Origin of the sequence: Comamonas sp. 23 (assembly GCF_049601575.1) — a bacterium.
GTDB lineage: Bacteria > Pseudomonadota > Gammaproteobacteria > Burkholderiales > Burkholderiaceae_C > Comamonas > Comamonas squillarum.
This window is the reverse complement of record NZ_CP187127.1, coordinates 3173354-3196797: the sequence shown is the minus strand read 5'-3', so window position 1 is coordinate 3196797 and position 23444 is coordinate 3173354. Positions and strand designations below refer to the sequence as shown.

At 64.9% G+C, this 23444-nt stretch carries 23 protein-coding genes; 14 read left to right on the top strand and 9 right to left on the bottom strand.

Features of this window, described 5'->3' with window-relative positions:
* Position 1: 1 nt before the first annotated feature.
* The 7 genes from ACPEE1_RS14480 to ACPEE1_RS14450 all read right to left on the bottom strand — a co-directional run bounded on the left by ACPEE1_RS14480 (position 2) and on the right by ACPEE1_RS14450 (position 8673).
* Positions 2-1384: an aspartate aminotransferase family protein gene (locus ACPEE1_RS14480; RefSeq protein WP_116926947.1), complete on the bottom strand. Its 1383-nt coding sequence runs from the start codon at positions 1382-1384 to the stop codon at positions 2-4.
* Positions 1385-1438: 54 nt separating this feature from the next.
* Entirely contained in the window at positions 1439-2488 is a 1050-nt protein-coding gene (locus ACPEE1_RS14475) for a glyoxylate/hydroxypyruvate reductase A (RefSeq protein WP_347707647.1), read from the bottom strand.
* Entirely contained in the window at positions 2485-4149 is a 1665-nt protein-coding gene (locus ACPEE1_RS14470; protein ID WP_423936449.1) for a dipeptide ABC transporter ATP-binding protein, read from the bottom strand. The genes ACPEE1_RS14475 and ACPEE1_RS14470 overlap by 4 nt, the downstream gene beginning before the upstream one ends.
* Before the next feature lie 38 nt (positions 4150-4187).
* Positions 4188-5087 (bottom strand): ABC transporter permease, encoded by a 900-nt coding sequence (locus ACPEE1_RS14465; protein ID WP_116926946.1) that lies wholly within the window; start codon positions 5085-5087, stop codon positions 4188-4190.
* A gap of 14 nt (positions 5088-5101) precedes the next feature.
* Positions 5102-6076 carry an ABC transporter permease gene (locus ACPEE1_RS14460; RefSeq protein WP_021025248.1) on the bottom strand — a complete coding sequence of 325 codons (975 nt, stop codon included), beginning with the start codon at positions 6074-6076 and terminating at the stop codon, positions 5102-5104.
* Positions 6077-6198: 122 nt separating this feature from the next.
* Positions 6199-7761, bottom strand: coding sequence for an ABC transporter substrate-binding protein (locus tag ACPEE1_RS14455; protein ID WP_423936447.1), 1563 nt, complete (start codon positions 7759-7761; stop codon positions 6199-6201).
* Between the two features lie 99 nt (positions 7762-7860).
* Entirely contained in the window at positions 7861-8673 is an 813-nt protein-coding gene (locus ACPEE1_RS14450) for a class II aldolase/adducin family protein (protein WP_260719356.1), read from the bottom strand.
* Between the two features lie 531 nt (positions 8674-9204).
* Between ACPEE1_RS14450 and ACPEE1_RS14445 the strand changes: the two genes are divergently transcribed.
* The 11 genes from ACPEE1_RS14445 (at position 9205) to ACPEE1_RS14395 (ending at position 18930) form a co-directional block, all read left to right on the top strand.
* Positions 9205-10287, top strand: a complete 1083-nt coding sequence (locus ACPEE1_RS14445; protein WP_423933444.1) for a long-chain fatty acid--CoA ligase — start codon at positions 9205-9207, stop codon at positions 10285-10287.
* On the top strand, positions 10287-11789 hold the full coding sequence (locus ACPEE1_RS14440) for an acyl-CoA reductase (RefSeq protein WP_423936445.1): 1503 nt from the start codon (positions 10287-10289) through the stop codon (positions 11787-11789). Before ACPEE1_RS14445 ends, ACPEE1_RS14440 begins: the two co-directional genes overlap by 1 nt.
* Positions 11790-11800: 11 nt before the next feature.
* Positions 11801-12547 carry an ABC transporter ATP-binding protein gene (locus ACPEE1_RS14435; RefSeq protein WP_423933441.1) on the top strand — a complete coding sequence of 249 codons (747 nt, stop codon included), beginning with the start codon at positions 11801-11803 and terminating at the stop codon, positions 12545-12547.
* The gene (locus ACPEE1_RS14430) at positions 12544-13329 is read left to right on the top strand and encodes an ABC transporter permease (protein ID WP_423933439.1); all 786 of its coding nucleotides are present in this window, start codon (positions 12544-12546) and stop codon (positions 13327-13329) included. The genes ACPEE1_RS14435 and ACPEE1_RS14430 overlap by 4 nt, the downstream gene beginning before the upstream one ends.
* Before the next feature lie 40 nt (positions 13330-13369).
* On the top strand, positions 13370-14407 hold the full coding sequence (locus ACPEE1_RS14425) for an ABC transporter substrate-binding protein (protein WP_116926940.1): 1038 nt from the start codon (positions 13370-13372) through the stop codon (positions 14405-14407).
* A gap of 1 nt (position 14408) precedes the next feature.
* Positions 14409-15194, top strand: a complete 786-nt coding sequence (locus ACPEE1_RS14420) for an SDR family oxidoreductase (protein ID WP_243419396.1) — start codon at positions 14409-14411, stop codon at positions 15192-15194.
* 48 nt (positions 15195-15242) lie between these two features.
* Positions 15243-15383 carry a hypothetical protein gene (locus ACPEE1_RS14415; RefSeq protein ID WP_423933436.1) on the top strand — a complete coding sequence of 47 codons (141 nt, stop codon included), beginning with the start codon at positions 15243-15245 and terminating at the stop codon, positions 15381-15383.
* A 98-nt stretch (positions 15384-15481) separates the two neighbouring features.
* The gene (locus ACPEE1_RS14410; protein ID WP_423933434.1) at positions 15482-16429 is read left to right on the top strand and encodes an IS481 family transposase; all 948 of its coding nucleotides are present in this window, start codon (positions 15482-15484) and stop codon (positions 16427-16429) included.
* Between the two features lie 239 nt (positions 16430-16668).
* Positions 16669-16929, top strand: coding sequence for a hypothetical protein (locus ACPEE1_RS14405; RefSeq protein ID WP_116926992.1), 261 nt, complete (start codon positions 16669-16671; stop codon positions 16927-16929).
* Positions 16930-16981: 52 nt separating this feature from the next.
* Positions 16982-17293, top strand: coding sequence for a hypothetical protein (locus ACPEE1_RS14400; protein WP_116926937.1), 312 nt, complete (start codon positions 16982-16984; stop codon positions 17291-17293).
* Between the two features lie 179 nt (positions 17294-17472).
* The gene (locus tag ACPEE1_RS14395) at positions 17473-18930 is read left to right on the top strand and encodes a cryptochrome/photolyase family protein (protein ID WP_116926936.1); all 1458 of its coding nucleotides are present in this window, start codon (positions 17473-17475) and stop codon (positions 18928-18930) included.
* 59 nt (positions 18931-18989) lie between these two features.
* Here ACPEE1_RS14395 and ACPEE1_RS14390 read toward each other — a convergent pair whose 3' ends face one another.
* Together ACPEE1_RS14390 and ACPEE1_RS14385 are read right to left on the bottom strand one after the other, a co-directional pair.
* On the bottom strand, positions 18990-19514 hold the full coding sequence (locus ACPEE1_RS14390; protein ID WP_423933429.1) for a GNAT family N-acetyltransferase: 525 nt from the start codon (positions 19512-19514) through the stop codon (positions 18990-18992).
* Positions 19515-19693: 179 nt separating this feature from the next.
* Entirely contained in the window at positions 19694-20698 is a 1005-nt protein-coding gene (locus ACPEE1_RS14385) for a Bug family tripartite tricarboxylate transporter substrate binding protein (protein WP_116926934.1), read from the bottom strand.
* Between ACPEE1_RS14385 and ACPEE1_RS14380 the strand changes: the two genes are divergently transcribed.
* The 3 genes from ACPEE1_RS14380 (at position 20697) to pdxA (ending at position 23434) form a co-directional block, all read left to right on the top strand.
* Positions 20697-20981 (top strand): hypothetical protein, encoded by a 285-nt coding sequence (locus ACPEE1_RS14380; protein ID WP_182340683.1) that lies wholly within the window; start codon positions 20697-20699, stop codon positions 20979-20981. The genes ACPEE1_RS14385 and ACPEE1_RS14380 overlap by 2 nt on opposite strands.
* 102 nt (positions 20982-21083) lie before the next feature.
* The gene (locus ACPEE1_RS14375) at positions 21084-22439 is read left to right on the top strand and encodes a four-carbon acid sugar kinase family protein (protein ID WP_423933425.1); all 1356 of its coding nucleotides are present in this window, start codon (positions 21084-21086) and stop codon (positions 22437-22439) included.
* Positions 22436-23434, top strand: coding sequence for a 4-hydroxythreonine-4-phosphate dehydrogenase PdxA (pdxA, locus tag ACPEE1_RS14370; RefSeq protein ID WP_260719365.1), 999 nt, complete (start codon positions 22436-22438; stop codon positions 23432-23434). Before ACPEE1_RS14375 ends, pdxA begins: the two co-directional genes overlap by 4 nt.
* The last annotated feature ends 10 nt before the right edge of the window (positions 23435-23444 follow it).

The window sequence follows — 23444 nt, the reverse complement described above, 5'->3', positions numbered from 1 at the left end:
CTCATGGCAGGGTGACCTGCAGCTTGTCCAGCGCGCGGTCCAGGCGGGCAAACATCTCGGCCATCTCGGCCTCGATGATGATCAGCGGCGGGCACAGTGCCACGGCGTCGCCCATGGCGCGCACGATCAGGCCTTCTTCCTGCGCGTACTGGGCCAGGCGGTAGCCCAGCTTCAGGGCGGGGTCAAAGGGTTGGCGCGTGGCCTTGTCGGCGACCAGCTCGATGGCGCCAATCATGCCCACGCCCCGGGCCTCGCCGACATAGGCGCGCTCCAGGTAACCGCGCAAGCGGCCTTGGAAGAGGGGGCTCAGCCGGTTGACATGGGCCAGGATCTGCTCGTCCTCGTAGACCTTGAGCGTCTCCAGCGCCACGGCCGCCGCCACCGGGTGGCCAGAATACGTATAGCCATGGCCAAAGGTGCCGATCTTGCCGCTGTTGGCGGCCATGGCCTCGTAGACGGTGGGCGATACCATGACGGCCGAGATAGGCACATAGCCCGAAGACAGCGCCTTGGCGCAGGTGAGGATGTCGGGCTGGATGCCAAAAGTGTGCGAGCCGAACATCTGGCCGGTGCGGCCAAAGCCGCAGATGACCTCGTCGGCCACCATCAGCACCTCGTACTTGCGCAGCACGGCCTGGATTTTTTCAAAATAGGTCTCGGGCGGCACGATGACGCCGCCAGCGCCCATCACCGGCTCGGCAATGAAGGCGGCCACAGTGTCCGGGCCCTCCTGCAGAATGCGCTGCTCCAGCGCATCGGCCAGGCGGGTGGCAAAGTCGGCCTCGCTCTCGCCGGGGTTGGCATAGCGGTAGTGGTGCGGGCATTCCACATGGCCGATGCGCGCAATCGGCAGGTCAAAATCCTGGTGGTTGGCGGGCAGGCCGGTCAGGCTGGCGGCCGCCACCGTCACGCCGTGGTAGCCGCGCTGGCGCGACAGGATCTTTTTCTTGGCGGGTTTGCCAATGGCGTTGTGGTAGTACCAGATGATCTTGATGGCCGTGTCATTGGCTTCCGAGCCCGAGTTGGCAAAGAAGACCTTGGCCATCGGTGCCGGGGCCAGCTGGATCAGCCGGTCCGCCAGCTGGGCAATCGCTGGGTTGGAGCGGTGGTTGAAGGTGTGGTAGTAGGGCAAGGTCTTGAGCGCATCGATGCCGGCCTGCACCAGGCGCGGGTGGCTGAAGCCCAGCGAGCTGCACCACAGCGCGGACATGCCCTCGATGTACTTGCGGCCTTGTTCGTCGATCACATGGATGCCATCGCCCCGCGTGATCATCAGCGGGCCCACGTCCTCATGGGCGGCCAGGTTGGTGTAGGGGTGCAGGTGGGCGCCAATGTCCTGGGCGTCCAGCGCGCTGCGTTTGGGGGTGTTGTCTGCTGCGTTCATGTCCAAATCTCCTGGGGGCTGGTGGTGCTTGCTGTTGCTAGGTATGGCGGGGTGTCAGTAGCCGCGCCCCAGGTCCACGGCCACCTCGGCGGCCTGGCCTGCGCGGATGCGGCTGAAGTTGTGGGCGGTCTGCTGGGCGATCACGCGTGGATCGGTGCGGGTGGCGATATGTGGGGTCACCAGAATGCGCTCGTCCTGCCAGAACGGGTGGTCGGCTGGCAGCGGCTCGGCGCTGAAGGTGTCCAGCGTGGCCGCGCCAATCTGGCCCTCGGCCAGCGCGGTCAGCAAATCGGCCTCGACCAGGTGCGCCCCTCGGCCCACATTGATCAGGTGCGCGCCGCGCGGCAGCTGGCGCATTAAGGCCAGATCGAGAAAGCCCTGGGTTTCGCCCGTCAGCGGCAGCAGGCAGACGAGGGTGTCGCAGCCGCTCAAAAACTCTGCCTTCTGCGCCTGGCCGTGGAAGGTCTGCAAACCCTCCAGACCGGCGGGCAGATCCTGCTTGGCCGATCGGCTCCAGCCGCGCACCTGGTAGCCCATGGCCAGCAGCGCGCGGGCACAGCCCTGGCCCAGGGTGCCCAAGCCTGCAATCCCAACGCGGTGGCGGCTGGGCGCAACGATGGGCTCCTCGCGCCACTGGCGCTGCGCCGCATGGGCCACATAGCGGTCCATATGGCGCTGGCGGTGGATGACGGCCCAGCTGACAAAGGCCGTCATGCCATAACCCATGGTGCTGTCCACAATGCGGCACACGGGGGTGCTGGTGGGCAGGGCCTGGGTGTCGATATGGTCAATGCCGGCGGCAATCGATTGCACCAGCTGCAGGCCAGCGGCCTGGGTCAGCTGCGCGAGTTGGGCGGCGGGCGGGTGCCAGCACACTGCCACCTCGATATCGCCGTGCTGGCCGGCATCGAGCAGCGCCTGCAGCTCGGCGCCCAGCAGCAGCCGGCTGCCGGGGAACTGGGCCTGGTAGGCGGGCAGCAAAAAGTCCATCGCAATGCTCTTGCTCAAAAAGGCAATGCTGCGGGGCATGTCACTGGCGTGGCTGGCAGTGCGGCCCGGCACAGCGGCCTGGGCATCGGTGGTGGGCATGGTGGTCATGCTCATGCGCGGCTCCGCGTTTGTGCGTTGCCCGCGTCCACCTCGTCGCGGCGGTGCTCCAGCGAGGGAATGGCGTCGATCAAGGTCTGGGTATAGGGGTGCTGGGGGTTGCCCAGCACCTGGGCGGTCGGGCCGTATTCCACAATGCGGCCCCGCTGCATGACGGCCAGGTGGTCGCACATCTGGCCGGCCACGCGCAGGTCATGGGTGATGAAGACCATGCTGAGCTGAAAGCGCTCGCGCACCTCGGCAAACAGCTTGAGCACCTGAGCTTGCACGGACACATCGAGCGCGGAGACCGGCTCGTCCGCCACCAGCAACGAAGGCTCCATCGCCAGCGCGCGGGCAATGCCAATGCGTTGGCGCTGGCCGCCAGAGAACTCATGCGGGTAGCGCTCGGCTGCCTCGGGGCCCAGGCCGACCAGCTCCAGCAGCTCCATCGTGCGGCGCAGGGCCTCGGCCTTGGGGACACCCTGGGCAATGGGGCCGCTGGCAATGGCCGCGCCAATCTTGTGGCGCGGGTTGAGCGATGCATAGGGGTCCTGGAAGACCATCTGGATCTTGCCCTTGGCCTGGCGGCGCAGCGCGGCGCCCGAGCTCAGGCGCTGGCCGTTGAAGAGGATCTCGCCGCTGTCAAACGGTGCCAGGCCCACGATGCAGCGGCCCAGCGACGACTTGCCCGAGCCCGACTCTCCGACCACGCCCAGGGTCTGGGCGCGGCCCAGCTCAAAGCTGATGCGCTCGGCGGCCACCACCTCGCGCGCGGGCCGCAAAAAGCCGCCGCCAGTGCGGTAGACCTTGCACAGGTCCTTGACCTGCAGCACCGGCTGCGCCGTGCTGGCCTGGGTCTCGCGCACATTGCCATGCGGAATGGCGGCCAGCAGCTTCTTGGTATAGGCGTGCTGGGGGTTGCGCAGCACCTGGCCGGCTGGGCCGGCTTCGACCACCACACCGGTCTGCATCACCACCACATGGTCGGCAATCTCGGCCACCACGCCAAAGTCATGGGTGATAAAGAGCATGGCCATGCCACGCTTTTTTTGCAGCGCACGCATCAGCTGCAGGATCTGGGCCTGCGTGGTCACATCCAGCGCGGTGGTGGGCTCGTCGGCGATCAACAGGCTGGGCTCGAGCAGCATCGCGATGGCGATCATCACGCGCTGGCGCTGGCCGCCCGAGAGACGAAACGGATAGGCGTCGATCAGGCGCTCGGGCTCGGGCAGGCCCACATCGGTGAGGGCCGCGATGATGCGGCGGCGCTTGTCGGCAGCGGGCAGCTGCAGGTGGGCATCCAGCGCCTCGGCCATCTGGTCGCCAATGCGCATCACCGGGTTCAGCGCCGTCATCGGCTCCTGGAAGACCATGGCCATGCGGCTGCCACGCAGCTCGCGCAGCTGGTCTTCGCTCAGGCTCAGCAGGTCTTTGCCGTCAAACAGGATCTCGCCAGCGACGGGCTCCACCTTGGGGCGGGGCAGCAGGCCCATGATGGCGTTGGCGATCATGGACTTGCCCGAGCCCGATTCACCGACCACGCACAGGGTCTGGCCGGGCAGGATCTGCAGGTTGGCCTGGGTGACGGCCAAGGCGCGGTCGGCGCCCAGCGGCAGGCGGATGTCCAGGCCGCGCACGGTCAGCACCGGCTCTGGGGTGGCAGGCTGGTCAGGCATTTGTGCAAGCATATGCAGGGCTTCGTGTGAGTAGGCGTTCATCGTGTCTTCCCGTCCTGGCGCGCATTGAGTCCGTCGTTCAGCCCCTCGCCCACCAGGTTGAAGGCCAGCACGGTGAGCAGGATGGCGACGCCGGGGAACACCGCCATCCACCAGGCCTGGCGCAGCACGGTGCGGGCCGAGCCGATCATGTAGCCCCAGCTCATCAGGTTGGGGTCGCCCAGGCCCATAAAGCTCAGGCTCGATTCCAGCAGGATGGCGGTGGCCACCATCAGGGACGCCATCACCACGATGGACGAGGCGGCATTGGGCAGGATCTGCGCCAGGATGATGCGGGGCGTGCTTTGGCCAGCCAGCTGGGCGGCGGCGACAAAGTCGCGCTGGCGCAGGGTCAGGAATTCGCCGCGCACCAGGCGCGCCACCGGCGGCCAGGACACGAGCGCAATGGCCACAATGATGGAGTTGACCGAGGGCTCAAAAATCGCCACCAGTACCAGGGCCAGTGCAAAGCTGGGTACAGACTGGAACATTTCGGTAAAGCGCATCAGGCTGGCATCGACCCAGCCGCCAAAGTAGCCCGATACCGCGCCAATGCCCACGCCAATCAGCAGCGACACCAGGGTCGAGATCACGGCGATCAGCAGCGAAATGCGCGCGCCCAGCACCAGGCCCGAGAGAATGTCGCGGCCCATGGTGTCGGTGCCCATCGCAAAGCCTGCGCGCTCCATCGGCGGCAAAAAGGGTTGCTCGACCATGTCCCAGGGGTTGTGCGCGGCCAGCAGCGGGCCAAAGCAGACCAAGAGCGCCACGACCAGCAAGATGGCCAGGCCCAAAAGGGCGCCCCGGTTGCGGCAAAAGCGGCTCCAGAAGGTCGAGCGGTGCTTGTTCTTGGCGGGAGGCGTAGCGGCCACCAGGGCCGGCTCGGAAATAGCAGTCATCGCAAGGCTCCGTTTCAGCCCAGCTCGATCCGGGGATCGACCAGGGTGTAGACAAAATCAGTGATCAGGTTGAACAGCACCGCCACGGCGGCTGCAACCAGGAAGCAGCCCAGCAGCAGGTTGTAGTCGCGCTGCAGCAGGGCATCGAACATCAGGCGGCCAATGCCGGGCCAGGCAAACACCGTCTCGGTCAGCACCGCGCCGCCAATGAGGCCGCCGGCCTGGATGCCCGCCAAGGTAACGATGGGCAGCAAGGCATTGCGCAGAATGTGCTGGCGCTGGATGCGGCCCATGCGCACGCCCTTGGCGCGGGCGGTTTTGACAAAGTCCATCTGCGCGACTTCGAGCATCGAGGCCCGGGTCATGCGGGCATAGACCGCCATATAAAAGAGCGCCAGCGTGAGGGACGGCAGCACCAGATGCTGGGCAATGTCCCAGGCGCGGGCAAAGCCGGTGGCGTCGCTCCCGACGGTGAAGTAGCCAAAACCGGGCAGCCAGCTCAGCTGCACCGAGAACACCAGCACCGCCATCATGGCCAGCCAATACAGCGGCGTGGCATAGAACACCAGCGCCACAAAGGTGATGGCGCTGTCCACCCATTTGCCGACATGGCGGCTGGCCGTGGCGCCCAAGGCCACGCCAAAGATCAGCGACATCACAAACGCGCTGCCGGTGAGCAGCAAGGTAGCGGGCAGGCGCTCGGCAATCAGATCCAGCACCGGGCGCTGCTGCCGGTAGGAAAAGCCCAGGTCCAGCTGCGTGATGTGGCCCAGGTAGTTGGCCAGCTGGGTGGTGACGGGCTTGTCCAGACCGAACTGCTCGCGCAGCTGGGCGACAAACTGCGGGTCCGAGGCACCGGCTTCACCGGCAATGACGGCAACCGGGTCGCCGGGCGCTGCCCGGATCAGCATGAAGTTGACGGTGGCTATGCACATGAGCACCAGCAGACCCTGGAGCACCCGGACGGACATGTAGCGGAGGCGGTTCATAGCGGGGAGACCTTGGAGCGAGACAAAAGCGCTGCCATCCCGCACGCGCCAGCGGGGGCTGGCAGCGTGCAGAGTTCAGCAAGAAGAGAGGCGCTGCGGCCTAGGCCGCAACCGGCGGGGCCTTAAGCTATGGACGCACGGCTCAGGCTGTCATTCAAGCCCACGCCGGAGCTGATCGGGTTCTTGATCTTGGTGCGGTAGAGCGTGGGGAAGTTGATCTCATGCAACCAGGCCACCGGCACCTCTTCGGTCAGGATCTTCTGCACCTCGGCATAGGCCTTGGCGCGGTCGGCATCGGTCAGGGCCTTGGCGCCGGCGTCAAACAGTGCATCCACCTTGGGGTTGACATAGCCTTCGATGTTGTTGAACGGCGAGCCCTTGGCAATCGTGTGGCTGGTGTAGGTACGCGCCACGCCCAGCGCAGGATCGGGGTATTGGTAGACATAGATGATGGCCATGTCAAAGTCCCACTCGGCGGTGCGCTGGTTCCAGCCGGCCACATCGGTGCCGGTGGTCTCCACCTTGATGCCGGCCTGGATCAGGTTCTGGCGGATCATCTCGGCCAGGCGCTGCCAGGATTCGCCATAAGGCAGCGGCAGCAGCTTGACGGTCTCGCCCTTGTAGCCGGCTTCCTTGAGCAAGGCCTTGGCCTTGTTCAGATCGCGCGGGTACTTGGTGACGTCGCCCGAGGCGAACTTCACATGCTGGTTGAAGGGGCCGGCAGCCGTCTTGGCAAAACCCTGCCAGGCGACCTTGACCATGGCCTCGCGGTCCATCGCATACATGACGGCCTGGCGGAACTTGGGGTTGTCAAAGGGCGCCTTGCGGTTGTTGAGCACCAGCCAGGAATGGGGCGAGTAGAACTCCCAGCCCTTGGTGGTGACCGCTGCTCCAGGCAGCTTGGCCAGGCGGGCCACATCAAAGAACTCGACCGCGCCGCCGGGCACCACATCGACCTTGCCGGACTCAAACGCTGCTGCGCGCGAGGCCGCATCCGGGATGATGTGGAAGTACAGGTTCTCCACCATGGGCTCGCCCTTGGTGTGGTAGAGCTCATTGGCCACCAGCTGGATGTAGGAGCCCCGCACCCATTCCTTGTACTTGAAGGGGCCCGTGCCAATCGGCTTGGCATTGGCCGGGTTGGTGGCGTAGTCGGTGTTTTCGTAGATGTGCTTGGGGATCATCGGCATCGAGCCGGTATCGAACAGGCTGATGAAGGGCCCAAACGGGTACTTGAGCTTGAACTCCACCGTGTTGGCATCGATGGCGCGCACGCTCTCCAGCGGCTCGAGCGAGGCGCGAAGGCGGGCATGGGTCTTGCGCAGAAACTTGTCGACCGAGAACACCACATCATCGGCAGAGAAGGGCTTGCCGTCGTGCCACTTGACGCCGGACTTGAGCTTGAAGGTGTAGGTCAGGCCGTCGTCGGAGCGGCTCCAGGCCGTGGCCAGCAGGCCATGGGGTTCGAGCTTGTCGTCGTAGCGCAGCAGGCCTTCGTAGATATAGCCGGAGACCAGCTGGGTGGGGCCGTTTTGCACAATGCCCAGCATCAGGCCCGAGGGCTCGGGCTGCACCATCACATTGATCGTTCCCTTGGTTTGCTGCGCCAACGCTGCCATGGGCACGCCCGCGATGCTGAGGCCGGCACCGGCCAGGCTGTAGGAGATAAGTTCACGCCGATTGATCATGGTTGCTTCCTGTCTTGGTATCAAGGGGTGCCTGGCCCGGCTGGGCTTGCGGCGGTGGGGCCGCAAAGGCGGCGGCATGCAAGGGTCGAGAGGTCCTCAGTCGCGGTAGTGGCTGCGGCCCGGGGGCTGCAAAAAGCCCAGCAGGCCCTGCCATTCGCGCTCATGCGGGTCGGCGCGCTTGGGCTGGCCGGGCATCACATCGGTGTCGCCGCTCTCGTACTGGCGGGCGGTCAGCTCGCAGACCTCGGGCGGCACGGGGTTGATGGCCTGGCCGCTGGACTGGATGGCCAGCTGCACGCGGCAGGCGCGGTCCAGGTTGAGCATCAGGATGAAGGCCTCGGCCACGCTGTGGCCCAAGGTGAGCAGACCGTGGTTGCGCAGCACCATGGCCTTGGCCGTGCTGCCCAGGTCGGCGACCAGGCGCTCGCGCTCATGCAGATCCAGCGCGATGCCTTCGAACGTGTGGTAGGCCACGCGGTTGTAGAACTGCAGCGCCCACTGGTTGCTCGGCTGCAGGCCGCATTGCAGTGAGGACACCGCCACGCCCGCTTCGGTATGCGAGTGCACGACGCAGGCGGCGTCATGGCGGGCCGCATGCACAGCGCTGTGGATCACAAAGCCGGCCGGGTTCACCTCGTGGGGCGTGTCCTCGACGATACGGCCCTCGGCATCGATCTTGACCAGCGAGCTGGCCGTGATGTCCTTGAACAGGGTGCCAAAGGGGTTGATGAGGAACTGGTCAGTGCGGCCTGGCACCCGCGCCGAGATGTGCGTGTAGATGCTGTCGTCCATCCCGAAATGGGCCATCAGGCGGTAGGCGGCGGCCAGGTCTTCGCGAACGCGCTGTTCGCTGTCGGTATGCGGTTTGTCGTAGCCGGATTGGACGTCGGCATCAGCCATTGCAAGCATTGTTGTCCTCATTAAATTTATGTCGTCTAGCGACAGTCGTCTGTCGACAGGACATAAGTTAACAGACTGAATCGCGGATGGAAAGGGTTGCGGACTAGGTGATTTCCAGCAGGCGCGCTTTGACCTGGCGCAGAAAATTTGCAAAGCACCACAGTGGGTTAGGTGGTGATGTCCTTGCCTGGATATGGTGCAGGAATGCGCAAAAAATGCCTTGGCTTGGTGCGTGTGCGACTGCGCCCTCGGCGCCTTGCACCATCGCGGTGGCCCTGGTGTTTTCCCTGGTTTGGGCTTGGCCCCGGTGGCTGGATTGGCCGTGGTGCAGGCCTTGGCTTGACAGTGTGGATGGCGGTGACCCAGCAGCCCTGGGGTAAGATGGCGCCTGCTCCGGGGTGCACGCCAGTGCTGAGATCTACACCCGAGAACTTGAACCGGGTCATTCCGGCGGAAGAAGAGCCAAGTCCCTGCCAGGGGCGCCTTGCGCGCATGGGGGGAGCCTTCGGAGCATGACCTCACCGCTCTAGAAGGAATTCCATGGACAAGGCCGATACGCTGGTCGCAGACCTGCTTGCATTCATCGCAATGGATGGCTGCACCGATGACCAGTTTAACCAGCTCGCGCTTCGTCTTTTTGCCTACCAATACGCATCCAATACGCCGTTCCGCAGCTTTTGCCAGCGCCGTGGCGCAAGCCCCCGCACGGTCAAGACCTGGAGCGATATCCCGGCTGTGCCCATCGACGCCTTCAAGGCACTGGAGCTGCGCAGCGAGCCGCCGTCGTCCACCGAGCGTGTCTTCATGACCAGTGGCACCACGGGCCGCGCGGCACGGGGCCGGCATTTTCATCCTGCCCTGCAGGTGTATGACCTGTCGATGCAGCAGCATTTCGCCACCCGCTTTATGCAGGGCACAGCGCGCATGCCAATGGGCATCCTGTTCCCTGATGAGGCGGCCATGCCCAACTCGTCGCTGGCGCATTACCTAGCACTGGCCAAGTCGAGCTTTGGCACACCGGAGAGCCGCTATTTTCTCGGGCCGGAGGGCCTGGATATGGCCGGGCTCTGCGCCGCGCTGGAAGCGGCTGAGGGCAGCGGCCAGCCCTATGCACTGCTGGGCGCCAGCTTCAGCCTCGTGCATGTGATGGATGCGCTGCGTGCCCAGGGCCGCCGCTTTCATCTTCCAGCGGGCAGCCGCATCCTGGATACCGGCGGCTACAAGGGCCAGTCGCGTGAGCTGCCGTTGGCCGACTTTTATGCCGGCCTTTCCGAACTGTTGGGCGTGCCGCCCGAGCTGTGCATCAACATGTATGGCATGACCGAGCTGAGCACCCAGTTCTACGACAACGGCAATGCCACGTTGCCCTCGGTCAAGTCCGGCCCGCACTGGATTCGCTCGCGCCTGGTCGAGCCCGTCAGCGGCCGCAGCGTAGCGCCTGGCGAGCGCGGCATTCTGGTGCACTGCGACCTGGCCAACTACAACGCGGTCAGCACCATCCTGACCGAAGACGTGGGCCTGTGGGCCGATGGCGGCTTTTTGCTGCTGGGCCGGGCCGAAGGGGCCGCCGCCAAAGGCTGCTCGCTGGCCGTCGATGAGTTTGTGCAAGCGGCGCGCACATGATGCAGCCGCAAGCCGCTGAGCGCATGGCCGGGCGCATGCGGGCCGGCTACCTGCCAGGCCTGGAGGAAAGCCAGGTACGCTGGCAGGTGCTGGTGTTTGAGCGCGCGGGCCAGCGCCTGGAGGTCGAGGTGCCGGTGCTGACCGGCGCGCAGATGCAGGCCCTCACCGAGCGGGTGCGCGCCGCCGCGCAGCGCCAGCTGCAGCCGATGCCGCTGGCCGAGATTGTGGCGGCGATTGACCGCGCCATCGCCCGCCTGCTGGACCCGGCCGACCCCTATCGCCGCCAGATCGATGCCTGCCTCCCGCTGGTGTGCGGCTATGACGCGGCGATGGTGCGGCTAGGGCTCAACGGCCTGTTCAAGACCTTTCGCGCGCCCCAGCTGTGGCGCTTTGTGGGCGAGGATTTTGCCAACCCCCGTGTGCTGGACGGCTTTGTGCCCGCCGCCAAGGGCGGAGCGGTGCGTGCCTATGGCCCCGGCCTGCTGCTGCACAGCTGGGCCGGCAATGTGCCGGCGCTGTCGCTGTGGAGCCTGGTTTGCGGCCTGCTCGCCAAAGCGCCTAGCGTCGGCAAGCTGGCCAGTGCCGAGCCGCTGTTTGCCGGCTGGTTTGCGCGTTTGCTGGTCGAAGTCCATCCGCCCTTGGCCGACTGCCTGGCCGTGGTCTGGTGGCCCGGCGGCGCCCAGACGGGCGACAGCGCCGAAGGTGCGCAGGTGCTTTACGCGGAGGCCGATACCGTGATGGCCTATGGCAGCAACCAGACCCTGGCCGCGCTGCGCCAGCAGTTGCCGGTGACCACGCGTTTTTTGCCCCATGGCCACAAGCTGGGTTTTGGCATGGTGGGTAGGGCGGCACTGGATGCCGTCAAAGCGCCGGCCCATGCGCGGCTGGCAGCCTGGGATGTCATGCGCTATGACCAGCAGGGCTGCTACTCGCCCCATGTATTTTATGTAGAGCGGGACGCCACGGTCTCACCCCGCGCCTTTGCCGATTACCTGGCCGCCGAGCTCGCCAACCTGCAGCAGCGCTTTGCGCGCCGCCCGCTGGATCTGGAAGAGGGCGCCGGCATGGCGCGCTGGCAGCAGTCGCTGGAGTGGCGTGCGCCCGCCGATGATGGCGCCGCCCCGCAGCTGATTGGCCCGGCCGATGCGCCCTGGAGCGTGGCCTATAGCGACAGCCTGGAACCGCTGGCGCCCACGGCGCTGTACCGCAGCATTGTCGTGGTGGGGGTAGACAGCCTGGAGCAGGTGCTGCCCTTGGTGGCAGCCCAGCGTGACTACCTGCAGAGCGCAGGCCTGGCCGTGGGCCCCGAGGATTTGTACCGCCTCGCCGACCTGCTGGGGGCCGCCGGCGTCACCCGCATCAGCGCGCTGGGCGCCATGGGCATGCCCGAAGCCGGTTGGCACCATGACGGGCGCTTTAGCCTGCTCGACCTGGTGCGGATGACCGAGATCGATGCCGCTGCCGAGGCCGCCGCCCAGCCGCTGGCGCGCTACGCAGACTGAAGGGCGGCGCGATGGCATGGATTGATATCGAGGACCTTAGCTTTGCCTACCCGGGCCAGCCGCCTGTCGTGGATGGCGTGCGCTGGCAGATGGCCCAAGGCGCCTTCCACTGCCTGCTGGGCCGCAGCGGCTGCGGCAAGACCAGCTTGCTGCAGCTGGTCGCTGGCCTGCTGCAGCCCCAGGCCGGGCGCATTGTGCGGGCTGGTGGTAGCCTGGCCGCACCCGGCCCGCAGCTGGGCGTGATGTTCCAGTCGCCCACCTTGCTGGACTGGCTGACGGTGCTGGACAATGTGCTGCTGCCGCTGTCGCTGCAGCGCAAACCGACGGCGCAGGACCGTGACGCCGCGGAGCAGCTGCTGGCCCAAATGGGCCTGGCGGCGCTGACCCGGCAGCAACCCGGCCAGCTGTCTGGCGGGCAGCAAAGCCGGGTGGCGCTGGCGCGGGCCTTGATTCGTGAGCCCGCCTTGCTGCTGCTCGACGAGCCTTTTGCTGCGCTGGACGCCATCACCCGTGCGGAGCTGCAAGACGAGCTGCTGCGCAGCTGCCGCGCGCGCGGCACCACCGTGCTCTTTGTCACCCATGACATCAACGAAGCCGTGTACTTGGGCGACCGGGTGGCGCTGATGCATGGCGGGCGCCTGGTGGCCGATATCGCCATTGACCTGCCGACGCCCCGCACCCAGGCCATGCGCCATGGCGCGGTCTTTAACGCCTATGCGGCCCAGGTGCGTGCCGCGATGGATGGGGCCAGCGCATGAACCCTCTCTTGATAGCCCGGCTCTGGGCCACTGCGTTGCTGGTGCTGCTGCTGGCCGTGTGGGAGGGCGCTGGGCGCCTGGGCGGCATCTCGGCGCTGGTGCTGCCGGTGCCATCTGCGGTGCTGAAGGCCTTGTGGACGGGGCTCGCGTCCGGCTACTTTTGGCCGCATGTGGCGGCCACCGTGCAGGCGGTGCTGCTCGGCCTGGCTGCCGGTGCCTGTTTTGGCTTGCTGGCAGGCATGGCCTTGGCCGAATCGGTCTTGCTGGAGCGCGTGCTCAGGCCCTATGTGGTCGTCAGCCAGGTGGTGCCCAAGCTGGCGCTGGCGCCGCTGTTTGTGCTGTGGTTTGGTTTTGGCATGCTGCCGACGGTGCTGATCACGGCGCTGGTCTGCTTTTTTCCGCTGATGGAAAACACCTTGACGGGCCTGCGCCAGGTCGATGCACAGCGCCTGCAGCTGTTTCGCATGCTGGGGGCCAGCCGTCTGCAGACGTTATTGCGGCTCAAGCTGCCCATGGGGTTGCCCGCCATTCTGGCGGGCCTGCGCGTGGCCGTGGTGCTGGCGCTGGTGGGCGCGGTAGTGGCAGAGTTCATGGGCGCCAGCCAAGGGCTGGGCGCGGTGGTGATTGCCGCCCAGGGAATGATGGACACCAGCCTGATGTTTGCCGCGCTCTTGCTGATTGCGGCGCTGGGTTTGCTGCTGTACCAGGCCTGCCTGCTGCTGGAGCGCAGATTGCTGCGTGGCCATGCAGTCGCTGGCGCCCCGGCAGGCCCGCGCCGTTGATTTTTAGATTTTTGCTCGATTGCTTCTGGATGGACCGCTTATGTCTGCACCTTTTCTGACCTCCTCCCTCTCGCGCCGCCGCTGGCTGGGCGCCTCTGCCGGCCTCTTTGGCCTGGGCCTGGCGGGCAAGGGCATCACAGCGGGCGCTGCCGCGCCGGTCAGCGGCAAGATTCGCCTGGCCGGCTGGAGCAAGCCGATCAGCGAGATCACCAATATCCTGGCTGAGCCGGACAAGGGCTTTTTTAAGGCCCAAGGGGTGGATCTGACCTACCTGCCCGGTGCCGGCGGTGGCGACGCGATCCGCAATATCCTGAGCGGGCAGGGCGATGTGGCCTTTACCGACCCGGGCTCGTTCTTCATGGCGCTGGACAAGGGCGAGAAGCTGGTCGCCATCTACGACATCTACCCGCAAAACGTTTTCAATGTCGTCTCGCTGCGCTCGAGCGGCATCCGCAGCCCGGCGGATCTGAAGGGCAAGACCATTGGCGTCTATAGCCTCGCCAGCGGCACGCGCCAGAACCTGCTGGTGATGCTGCACCAGGCGGGGCTCAAGGAATCGGACGTGCGCATTGTCGTCACCGGCCTTTTGAACTTTGCACCGCTGATGCAAGGCCAGGTCGATGCGACCGCCGCCACTGACACCGGCCTGGCCGTGGGCCTGCGCAAGGGCATGGGCGAGGTCCATGTGATGCCCGTGCGCGACTACCTCAATATGTCCAGCGATATGTTTGTGGTGCGCCGGCAGTCGCTGGAGCAGCAGCCGGCATTGCTGCAGGCCTTTTTGCGCGGCTACCGTGACAGCGCGGCATGGATGATCGCCCAGCCCGAAGAGGCCGCCACCCTGGCCACCAAGCGCGCGATCGATGGCACCCAGCGCGATATCAACCTCGATGTGATTGCGCTGCGCAATGCCTCGGCCCAGCCCACCCTGCGGGTGCAGGGCAAGGTCGCGCCGCTGGGCAGTTTTGACCTGGCTGCGCTGCAAAAGGGCGCGGACGCCTACCATGCGCTGGGCATGGTGCAGCAGCCCATCAAGGTGGCCGATGTGGTCGACAGCCGTTGGCTGCCAGGGGCCTGAGATGCTGGAGAGCAGTGCTTTGAATCTGCGCGGCAAGGTGGTGCTGGTCACCGGCGCCAGCCGGGGCATTGGAGCGGCCATCGCCCAGGCCTTTGCGCGCGAAGGCGCCACCGTGGCGGTGAACTACCTGGCCAATGAGGCAGCAGCGGCCCAGACCGTGGCCGCCTGCCAGGCTGCTGGCGGCAACGCCTGGGCCGTGCAGGCTGATGTGGGCAACCCGGCCGCGGTGGACGCGATGGCCCAGGCCATTGCGCAAGAGGCCGGGCCCATCGACATCGTCGTGAACAACGCCTTGCGCCCCTATGCCTTTGACCCCGAGCGCCGCCAGCCGCTCGATGCACTGGCCTGGAGCGACTACCAGGCGCAGTTCGATGCCGCCGTGGGCGGCGCCTTCCATGTCTGCCGCGCCGTGCTGCCACAGATGCGCCAGCGCGCCCGGGGCAGCATTGTCAATATCAGCAGCAACTTGGTGGAACACCCTGTCGTTGCCTACCACGACTACAGCACGGCCAAGGCCTCGCTGGTGGGCTTTAGCCGCAACCTCGCCAGCGAGCTGGGGCCCTTTGGCATACGCGTCAACTGCGTCGCCCCGGGCCTCGTCTACCCCACCCAGGGCAGCGCGCAAACCCGCGAGTCCTTCCGCGAATCGCTGATGGCTGCCACCCCGCTGCGCCGCCTGGCCAGCCCCGACGATGTGGCCGGGCCGGTGCTGTTTCTGGCATCGGACCTGAGCCGGTTTATGACGGGGCAGGTGTTGTTGGTGGATGGGGGCTTGGTGATGCGCTGATGGGGCGATCAGGCGGCGCAAACCTCAGTCGTTCTCCCGTGGCAGTACATGCCTGAGCTCCAACTGGTCGCAGCTGTGGGGATGGAGTGCACCGTCCTGCTGCAGCTCCCCCACCTCAAAACCGTCTTCGACATCTTCGAAATACAGCAGGCCGTGGGGGAGGTGGGCGACGACCAATACCTGCTCTAGCTGTGAAGGTTCAATAGGTTGTATCCGGTGTTCATCCGGGTTGGATTTGAGAGACTGGAAGTCGCCAAACACCCAACCCACTCAGGACAGCCAACCGGATGAACACTCATAAGCATGCCCGACTTACCTTTGCCCGGAGACTGGAGATGGTCAAACAGATGACCTTGCAAGGCCTGGATGCCTCTCAGGCCGGAGCCCTTCAAGGCGTCACCGCACAGACCGCTCGCAAGTGGCTGGGCCGCTACCTCTCGGGCGGCGAAGCAGCCCTGGCCGATGCTTCCTCCAGGCCCATTTGCTCTCCCAAAGCCATCTGCGAGTCCAAGGCCTTACTCATTGTTGAGCTACGCAAACGCCGCATGCTGCAGTCGCGCATTGCCAGCTACGCAGGCGTCTCGGCGTCCACCGTGAGCCGGGTATTGGCCCGTGCGGGCCTGTCTCGACTCAGCGATCTGCAGCCGTCCGAGCCCGTGGTTCGCTATGAGCACGATGCGCCTGGAGACATGCTGCACATCGATACCAAGAAGCTCGGGCGCATCGTTCGGCCCAGCCACCGCGTCACAGGCAATCGGCGCGATTCGGTCGATGGTGCGGGATGGGAGACACTGTTCGTGGCCATTGACGACCACGCACGCATTGCCTTTACCGCTATGCATCCGGACGAGAAAACGCCGCAAGCCGTCGCCTTTCTGCGCAACGCCGTGGCGTACTACGCGGGGCTTGGAGTGAGCATCAAACGCCTGCTGACCGACAACGGTGCGGCATTCCGCTCAAGGGAGTTCGCTGCGGCCTGCAACGCCTTGGGCGTGCAGCACAAGTTCACCAGGCCGTACCGGCCACAGACCAACGGCAAGGCCGAGCGATTCATCCAATCGGCGCTGCGCGAGTGGGCCTATGGTTGGACATACCAGAATTCAGCTGAGCGAGCACAAGCCTTACATCGCTGGCAGCATTACTACAACTGGCACAGGCCTCACAGCGGCATTGGTCGAATTACCCCGATGGCCAGGCTCAAATCTGCAAACAACCTCTTGACAGTTCACATCTAGCTGGCCCAGGCGATGGATGGGGACCGGGTAAAAAGGCTGCCGACATCCAGTGAAAAGCGCCTGTTGCGCTGTGCTGCAGTTGGAGAGTTGCTTTTCAACAATCGCTTCCAACGCATCGACGGTGACGGGTTCCCAGGTACTCATATTGGTGCTTGGAGCTGATTACGGACGCACAGTATGCTATGGCACCCAGGGCCCCTCGGGTCCTCGCAAAGACTGATCAGCAGAAACGGACAACCATGGTCTTCCTGGCAATCACCCCCGAAGGCCTTCAGCAGGCCTTGATCGCAGCAGAAAAAACGGGCCAGCCGTTGTGGTGCGGCTTGAATGCGATTTCCCAAGAGGCGTTTAGCGCTATGGCAGGGAGCGGCCTTTCGCGCTTTGACTACGCCTTGGACCCGAAAGACACAGATACTTTGGCTGGCGCGCTCGACACCATAGCGCAACACCACCCGGCTAGCATCGTCTGGTTGGAAACAGCCCCCGCTGCGGACGACTGAGCCGGGCAGCGCGGTTGCTGGCCAGCGGCCCAGCTGCCGCACCACGACATCCATGAAAAACATCCAGGTCATCGATGGCGCGCTGAACTGCGTCTACGACATCTTTGCTGCGACGGAGCAGGAGTTCGCGCTGATCTTCCCCAGCGGCCAGGACATCGCCTTCATCGACGACGTCTATGCAGCTGCACCCGATGCGGCGGCCTTGGACAAAGCCTTTGATAGCCTATGGACCCGGCGGCTTGCCAAGGCGCAGGCGATGGGCATCCATGGCCAGCTGTTTTATGGACTTGACGAGAAAAAACCCTTCTATCCCAGCCGGCGCGACGAAGAAGCCCAGAACCCGGACGGATCGCGGCTTCGCTAAGACCAGGCAAAGCATCGCGCGAGCCCAAGAAGGAAGCGGCATCCAGCCTGTTGGCTGACATGCAGCGGCGCGCTGCCACGGCACAATAGCGCCCTTGGGATGGCGGGGCCAGCTTGGGACTACATGCTGCCGCCTTGTCATCCGCTGCATCAAAAACCAGAACAGGAAACCCATCAACCATGGCCAGCCGCGCCCTGGTGTGGATGCGTCGCGATTTGCGCTGCGACGACCATGCCGCTCTCTACCATGCCTTGCGCCGCTTTGAGCAGGTGTATTGCGTCTTCGTTTTTGACACCGACATCCTCGATCTGCTGCCCACGCGCGAGGACAGGCGGGTGGACTTTATCCATGCCAGTGTGTTGGCGCTGGACGATGACCTGCGCCAGTTGGCGGCGGGCAGCGGCGCGCCGGGTGCGGGCCTGCTGGTACGCCATGGGCCGGCTGTGCAAGAGGTGGTGCAGCTGGCGCAGGCGCTGGGCGTGCAAGAGGTGCTGACCAACCGCGACTACGAACCCGAGGCCATTGCCCGCGATGCGCGCGTGGCCGGCGATTTGCAAGCCGCCGGCATCGCCTTTAGCGATTACAAGGACCAGGTGCTGCTGGACCGCGATGAGGTGCTGACCCAGCAAGGCCATCCCTACAGCGTGTTCACGCCCTACAAGCGCGCCTGGCTGCAAAAGCTTGATGCCTTCCAGTGCAAGGCCTACCCGGTGGCGCGCTATGCCGGGCATCTGGCGGCATTGCCCAAGGGCGAGGCGATTCCGTCGCTGGCCGATCTGGGTTTTCAGCCCAGCAATCTGGCGTCGCTCAAGATTCCCACCGGCAGCCGGGGCGCGCAGCTGCTGCTGCAGGATTTTTTGCCGCGCATGGCGGCCTACCAGGACGCGCGGGATTTTCCGGCGGTCAAGGGCGTCTCCTACCTGTCGGTGCATCTGCGCTTTGGCACCGTGTCGATCCGCCAGCTGGCCGCCCTGTCCGTGGCGCAGGCGCGCACGGGCTGCGAGGGCGCGCAGACCTGGCTGTCGGAGCTGGCCTGGCGCGACTTTTACGCGATGATTCTCTGGCACCACCCGCAGGTGGTGACCCAGTCGTTCCGCCCCATCTACGACAAGGTGCAGTGGGACGACGCCCCTGAGCTGTGGCAGGCCTGGTGCGAGGCACGCACCGGGTACCCGTTGGTGGACGCCGCCATGCGCCAGCTGCTGCAGACCGGTTATATGCACAACCGCCTGCGCATGGTGGTGGCCAGCTTTTTGACCAAGGACCTGGGCATTGACTGGCGCGCGGGCGAGCGCTTTTTTGCCCAGCACCTCAATGACTATGACCTGTCATCGAACAATGGCGGCTGGCAGTGGGCGGCGTCGACGGGCTGCGACGCCCAGCCCTGGTTCCGCATCTTCAACCCCATCACCCAGTCCGAGCGTTTTGACCCGGATGGCAAGTTCATCCGTCGCTATCTGCCAGAACTCGCCAAGGTGCCTGACCGGTATATCCACTTTCCCGCTGCGATGAAGCCGCTGGAGCAGCAGGCCTGCGGTCTGCAGCTGGGGCGCGATTACCCGCAGCCGGTGGTGGACCACGGCCGGGCGCGTGAGCGGACCTTGATGCGGTTTCACTTTATGAAGAATCCGGATTGACCGGATGAGACGCTCGGTGGTGAGGCAGGGCAGGGCTCGCCGCAAGCGCCATAGCTTGATCAGTGCCGCGGCGTGAACATGCCCATGGGCAGCCGCATTGCGATGCGCCTGCCTGGGGGCAATCCATGCAGGGCTTCGGCGTCCAGGGTTTCCTGGAGGCGTTGCCCGGGTTGCAGCAGCTGCTGAAAACCCAGCCTGGCATAAGCAGGGGCACACCATGCCACATCGGAAAACGTCGTCAAGGTCAGCGCGCTCAGCCCCTGTGCCAGGGCGTGCTGGTACGCACTGGCCATGAGCAGGCGGCCGATGCCCCTGCGCTGCCAGTCCGTGTGGACGGATAACTCCCAGATGTGAAGCTCGGTGTCGACAATCTCCGTGCTGATGAAACCGGTCAGCACTCCTTCATCCGTCTCGGCCACCCATACCGATTGTTGGAGGATGCGGCTTTCATGCGCAGCCTGCGCTATCAGCGGGCCTTCTGCCAGCCAGGCCAGGCCGGCGGCATCGCTATACAGCTGGGCGGCAGACTTTTCAATGGCTGGTAAATCTGCGGCGTCGGTGAGACGGGCAGGGCGAATCAACATGCGGGGGCTCCAGATCCATACCGTGTTCGCTGGGGATGGGGTCGAACGGCCTGGCATTGTAGTTCTGGCCAGAGGCATCGGGGGCTCTGAACGCCGCGCTGCTGGGCAGCAAATATCCAGCTGGCTGGCACTGACGGAGCCGATCTGGTCGATCGGCTCCGCACACGCCCCCTCAAAAATCAATCAATCTTCAAGCCAATCGCGCTGATCACCGAACCATAGCGGTCCAGCTCGGCCTTGGTGAACTTGGCCAGCTCGTCCTGGGTGCTGGCCTTGCTGCGCACGCCCAGCTTGGTCAGGCGATCCTTGGCGTCCGCATCGGCCAGGGCTTCGTTGAGTGCCTGGTGGAGTTTGGCCAGCACTTCGGGGCTGGTCTTGGCGGGGGCGTAGAGGGCGTACCAGGCGTTCACGACAAAGTTGGGGTAGCCGCTTTCGGCGAAGGTGGGCACAGTGGGCAGCTCGGGCAGGCGCTCGGTGCTGGCAACGGCCAGGGGGCGCACTTTGCCCGAGGTGATCAGTGGCGTGGCGCTGGTCAAGGTGTCAAAGATCATGTCGATGCGGCCGCCCATCAGGTCCATGGTGTGGGCATTGCCGCCCTTGTAGGGCACATGGGTCATGTCCACGCTGGCGGCGCGCTTGAACAGCTCGGCACTCAAATGCAGCGGCGAGCCATTGCCGGCCGAGCCGTAGGTGAGGGTGGCCGGCGTCTTTTTCGCTTGTTCCACCACCTGCTTGACATCCTTGAACGGCGAGTTGGTGGCGACTTCCAGCACGATGGGGGCTTCGCCGATCATGCCGACCGGGGCGAAATCCTTGATCGCGTCATAGCCGGGCTGGCGGTACAGGTGCGGGCTGATCGCGTGGCTGGAGAGGGAGCCCAGCACCAGCGTGTAGCCGTCACCGGGCGCCTTGGCCGCCAGCGCGGTGCCGATGGTGGTGCCCGCGCCGCCACGGTTGTCAACGATCACGGACTGCTTGAGGATCTCCCCCATCTTCTGGCCCACGATACGGCCCACCGCATCGTTGGCGCCGCCTGCCGGGTAGGGCACGATCAAGGTGATGGGCTTGGCGGGATAGGCGGCGTCTGCCGCTTGGCTGGCCAGCGGGGCGAGGCCCAGCAGCAGGCTGCTGGCAAGGAGAAAGCGGCGGCGCGTGGTGGCAGAAGCAGGGTTGGAAGCGAACATGGTGGGACACCTCAAGGGCTGGTGGTTCAAATATGACTTCAGGGCTGAAGACGCAATGGTTCTTGGTGGTTATTTGATCAAAACAATCAAAATTGATAATTTTTTGAACGCTTCGATCAGAACTCTTTTTGCCAAAGTCTCCAATCAGGACTTTCCCCGAGTTGGTGCATGCACCATGGTGCGGAATCGCTGCACATTGGCGGTGCGTATGGGGCCAGATGTAATGGGGTTCGACCTAAACTCACTGCTTCCACGATCAAATCGATCATTTCTGGTGCGTTGAATCAAGGGTTAACCCTTGTTTTATCCCGCTTTGATTGAATTATGATTGAATCAATCAATTTTAAGGCTTGGTGTGATGACTGAGTCGACCGAAAGCACCTGCATGAGCCCGCGTTCCCTCCCGCGTTACCTCGTTCTCGCCGATGACCTCTCCGGTGCAGCCGACTGCGCTGCGGGGTTTGCGAGCGCTGGTCTCTCCACCAGCGTGCTGCTGGATGCGCAAGCCAGCGCTGGTGCCCAGAGCGATGTGGATGTGCTGACGGTAGACACAAATAGCCGGCGCGATACGGCGGCTGAGGCTGCTGCCAAGCTGCAGGCAGTGCTGGCCGCGCCAGCATCCCAGGGCCGCCGGGTGCTCAAGAAAATCGACTCCACCTTGCGGGGTGGTTGGGCGCAGGAGGTGGCGGTGCTGCAAAGCGCGCTCCATGCCATTGCGCTGGTGGCCCCTGCCTTCCCGCAGATGGGCCGCACGATGCAGGGCGGCGTGGTGTATGTGCACGGCGTGCGCCTGGCCGATACCGCTACCTGGCAGCTGGAGCATGCAGACCGCGAGGACCGCGCGGCGCAGCAGCTGCATGCCGCCGGCCTGCGCTGCGACAACCTGCCCGCCAGCGTGCTCGATGCAGGCCCAGAAGCGACCGCACAAGCAATTGCCCATGCACGTGAGCAGGGCGTGCAGGCGCTGGTATTGGATGTGCTCCATGACCAGCATCTGCAGACCTTGGCCCAGGCTAGCCTCCAGGTAGAGCAGGCTTTTTGCGTGTGCTCTGCCGGCCTGTCGCATGCGCTGGCGCAGCAGGTACCGGCTTTGCCGGCATCGGTCGGTTCCTTGGATGTACCGCATGCCGCCGGGCGTTTGCCCAGCGTGGTTACCGTCGTTGGCAGCATGTCGGCGATTGCGCAGCAGCAGCTCACGTATTTGGCCGAGCAGCCAGGCACGCGGCTGCATGTGGTGCATCCTGGCTGGTTGCGCAGCGACGCGCAGACGACCCAAGGCCAGAAACTGGTGCAGACGCTGGTACAGACCCTGGTGCAGACCATCAGCGACGAAGTGGCCCAGGGCCTGGATGTCGTGGTCAGCCTGGGAGCAGATGCGCAGACCGACCCGGCCGAAGGCCCGATGCTGGCACGGCAGCTGGCCCGCTTGCTGCACGCGCCCATGGCCGCCGCCGCAGGTCTCGTCATCACCGGCGGTGAAACGGCCCGGGCGGTACTGGAAGAACTGCAACTGCGCCGCCTGCGCGTGCATTCCGAGAGCGAGCCCGGCGTGGTGCTGTGCATCACCGAGAACCAGGACATCGAACAAGACACCCCGCGCCAGTGGATTGCCACCAAGGCCGGAGCCTTTGGCCATCCCGCATCGCTGCACCGCGCAAGCCGCGCCATCCATTCATTGCTGGCTGCCAGCACCCATGGCGGCCACACCGACCCACTCCCTACAGAAAGCAAGCAAAGATGAGCCATTCCCTGCCCGTCATCGGAATCACCATGGGAGACGCTGCCGGCGTGGGCCCTGAAATCATTGTCAAGAGCTTTGCGAACGACAGCCTGTACAGCCTGGCCAAAGCCGTGGTCATTGGCGACGCCAGGCGGCTGGAGAAGGCCAATGCGCTGCTGGGCACTCAGGTGCGTGTGCGGGCGATCGAGGACATTGCCGATGCAGCCTTTGAGCGGGGCGTCATCGACTGCATTGATCTGCAGCTGATCCCGGATGACCTGGCCTTTGGCAAGCTCTCGCCCATTGCGGGTGATGCCGCCTTCCGCTTTATCGAGCGCGCGGTGGAGCTGGCCAAGGCCCAAAAGATCGACGCTATCTGCACCGCGCCGCTGAACAAGGAAGCACTGCATGCCGGCGGCCACAAGTTTCCCGGCCACACGGAGATGCTGGCGCACCTGACGGGCGTGGAAGAGGTCTCGATGATGCTGGTTGCGCCCAATCTGCGCGTGATCCATGTGACCACACATATCGGCTTGCTCGATGCCATCCGCAAGATCGAGCCGGGCCTGGTCGAGCGCACCATCCAGCGCGGCTACGACACCTTGCGCAAGGCGAGCATCGCCAACCCACGGATTGCAGTGTGTGGCATCAACCCGCATGCCGGTGAGAACGGCCTGTTTGGCTATGGTGAGGAAGAAGAAAAGATCATCCCCGCCGTGCAGAAGCTGCGCGACAAGGGTATGGACATTGAAGGCCCACTGCCGGCCGACACGCTGTTCTTCCGCGCCGGGCGCGGTGATTTCGACCTGGTGGTTGCCATGTACCACGACCAGGGCCATGGCCCCGTCAAGGTGCTGGGCCTGGAGGCGGGCGTGAACATCACCGTGGGGCTGGATGTGATCCGCACCTCGGTGGACCACGGCACGGCGTTTGACATTGCCGGCAAGGGCATTGCCGATGAGCGCAGCCTTTTGGAGGCTTTGCGCCAGGGCGCAGAACTCGCAACACGCAGCTAAAAAATCCAGG

What these genes read in the sequence shown, in the direction of transcription:
- ACPEE1_RS14435 (WP_423933441.1), top strand. Translation starts at nt 11,801, where the DNA reads ATGGCATGGATTGATATCGAGGACCTTAGCTTTGCCTACCCGGGCCAG.
- ACPEE1_RS14475 (WP_347707647.1), bottom strand. Translation starts at nt 2,488, where the DNA reads ATGAGCATGACCACCATGCCCACCACCGATGCCCAGGCCGCTGTGCCG.
- ACPEE1_RS14420 (WP_243419396.1), top strand. Translation starts at nt 14,409, where the DNA reads ATGCTGGAGAGCAGTGCTTTGAATCTGCGCGGCAAGGTGGTGCTGGTC.
- ACPEE1_RS14395 (WP_116926936.1), top strand. Translation starts at nt 17,473, where the DNA reads ATGGCCAGCCGCGCCCTGGTGTGGATGCGTCGCGATTTGCGCTGCGAC.
- ACPEE1_RS14470 (WP_423936449.1), bottom strand. Translation starts at nt 4,149, where the DNA reads ATGCCTGACCAGCCTGCCACCCCAGAGCCGGTGCTGACCGTGCGCGGC.
- ACPEE1_RS14385 (WP_116926934.1), bottom strand. Translation starts at nt 20,698, where the DNA reads ATGTTCGCTTCCAACCCTGCTTCTGCCACCACGCGCCGCCGCTTTCTC.
- ACPEE1_RS14405 (WP_116926992.1), top strand. Translation starts at nt 16,669, where the DNA reads ATGGTCTTCCTGGCAATCACCCCCGAAGGCCTTCAGCAGGCCTTGATC.
- ACPEE1_RS14375 (WP_423933425.1), top strand. Translation starts at nt 21,084, where the DNA reads ATGAGCCCGCGTTCCCTCCCGCGTTACCTCGTTCTCGCCGATGACCTC.
- pdxA (WP_260719365.1), top strand. Translation starts at nt 22,436, where the DNA reads ATGAGCCATTCCCTGCCCGTCATCGGAATCACCATGGGAGACGCTGCC.
- ACPEE1_RS14415 (WP_423933436.1), top strand. Translation starts at nt 15,243, where the DNA reads ATGCCTGAGCTCCAACTGGTCGCAGCTGTGGGGATGGAGTGCACCGTC.
- ACPEE1_RS14380 (WP_182340683.1), top strand. Translation starts at nt 20,697, where the DNA reads ATGGTGGGACACCTCAAGGGCTGGTGGTTCAAATATGACTTCAGGGCT.
- ACPEE1_RS14465 (WP_116926946.1), bottom strand. Translation starts at nt 5,087, where the DNA reads ATGACTGCTATTTCCGAGCCGGCCCTGGTGGCCGCTACGCCTCCCGCC.
- ACPEE1_RS14425 (WP_116926940.1), top strand. Translation starts at nt 13,370, where the DNA reads ATGTCTGCACCTTTTCTGACCTCCTCCCTCTCGCGCCGCCGCTGGCTG.
- ACPEE1_RS14450 (WP_260719356.1), bottom strand. Translation starts at nt 8,673, where the DNA reads ATGCTTGCAATGGCTGATGCCGACGTCCAATCCGGCTACGACAAACCG.
- ACPEE1_RS14400 (WP_116926937.1), top strand. Translation starts at nt 16,982, where the DNA reads ATGAAAAACATCCAGGTCATCGATGGCGCGCTGAACTGCGTCTACGAC.
- ACPEE1_RS14410 (WP_423933434.1), top strand. Translation starts at nt 15,482, where the DNA reads ATGAACACTCATAAGCATGCCCGACTTACCTTTGCCCGGAGACTGGAG.
- ACPEE1_RS14445 (WP_423933444.1), top strand. Translation starts at nt 9,205, where the DNA reads ATGGACAAGGCCGATACGCTGGTCGCAGACCTGCTTGCATTCATCGCA.
- ACPEE1_RS14440 (WP_423936445.1), top strand. Translation starts at nt 10,287, where the DNA reads ATGCAGCCGCAAGCCGCTGAGCGCATGGCCGGGCGCATGCGGGCCGGC.
- ACPEE1_RS14480 (WP_116926947.1), bottom strand. Translation starts at nt 1,384, where the DNA reads ATGAACGCAGCAGACAACACCCCCAAACGCAGCGCGCTGGACGCCCAG.
- ACPEE1_RS14390 (WP_423933429.1), bottom strand. Translation starts at nt 19,514, where the DNA reads ATGTTGATTCGCCCTGCCCGTCTCACCGACGCCGCAGATTTACCAGCC.
- ACPEE1_RS14460 (WP_021025248.1), bottom strand. Translation starts at nt 6,076, where the DNA reads ATGAACCGCCTCCGCTACATGTCCGTCCGGGTGCTCCAGGGTCTGCTG.
- ACPEE1_RS14430 (WP_423933439.1), top strand. Translation starts at nt 12,544, where the DNA reads ATGAACCCTCTCTTGATAGCCCGGCTCTGGGCCACTGCGTTGCTGGTG.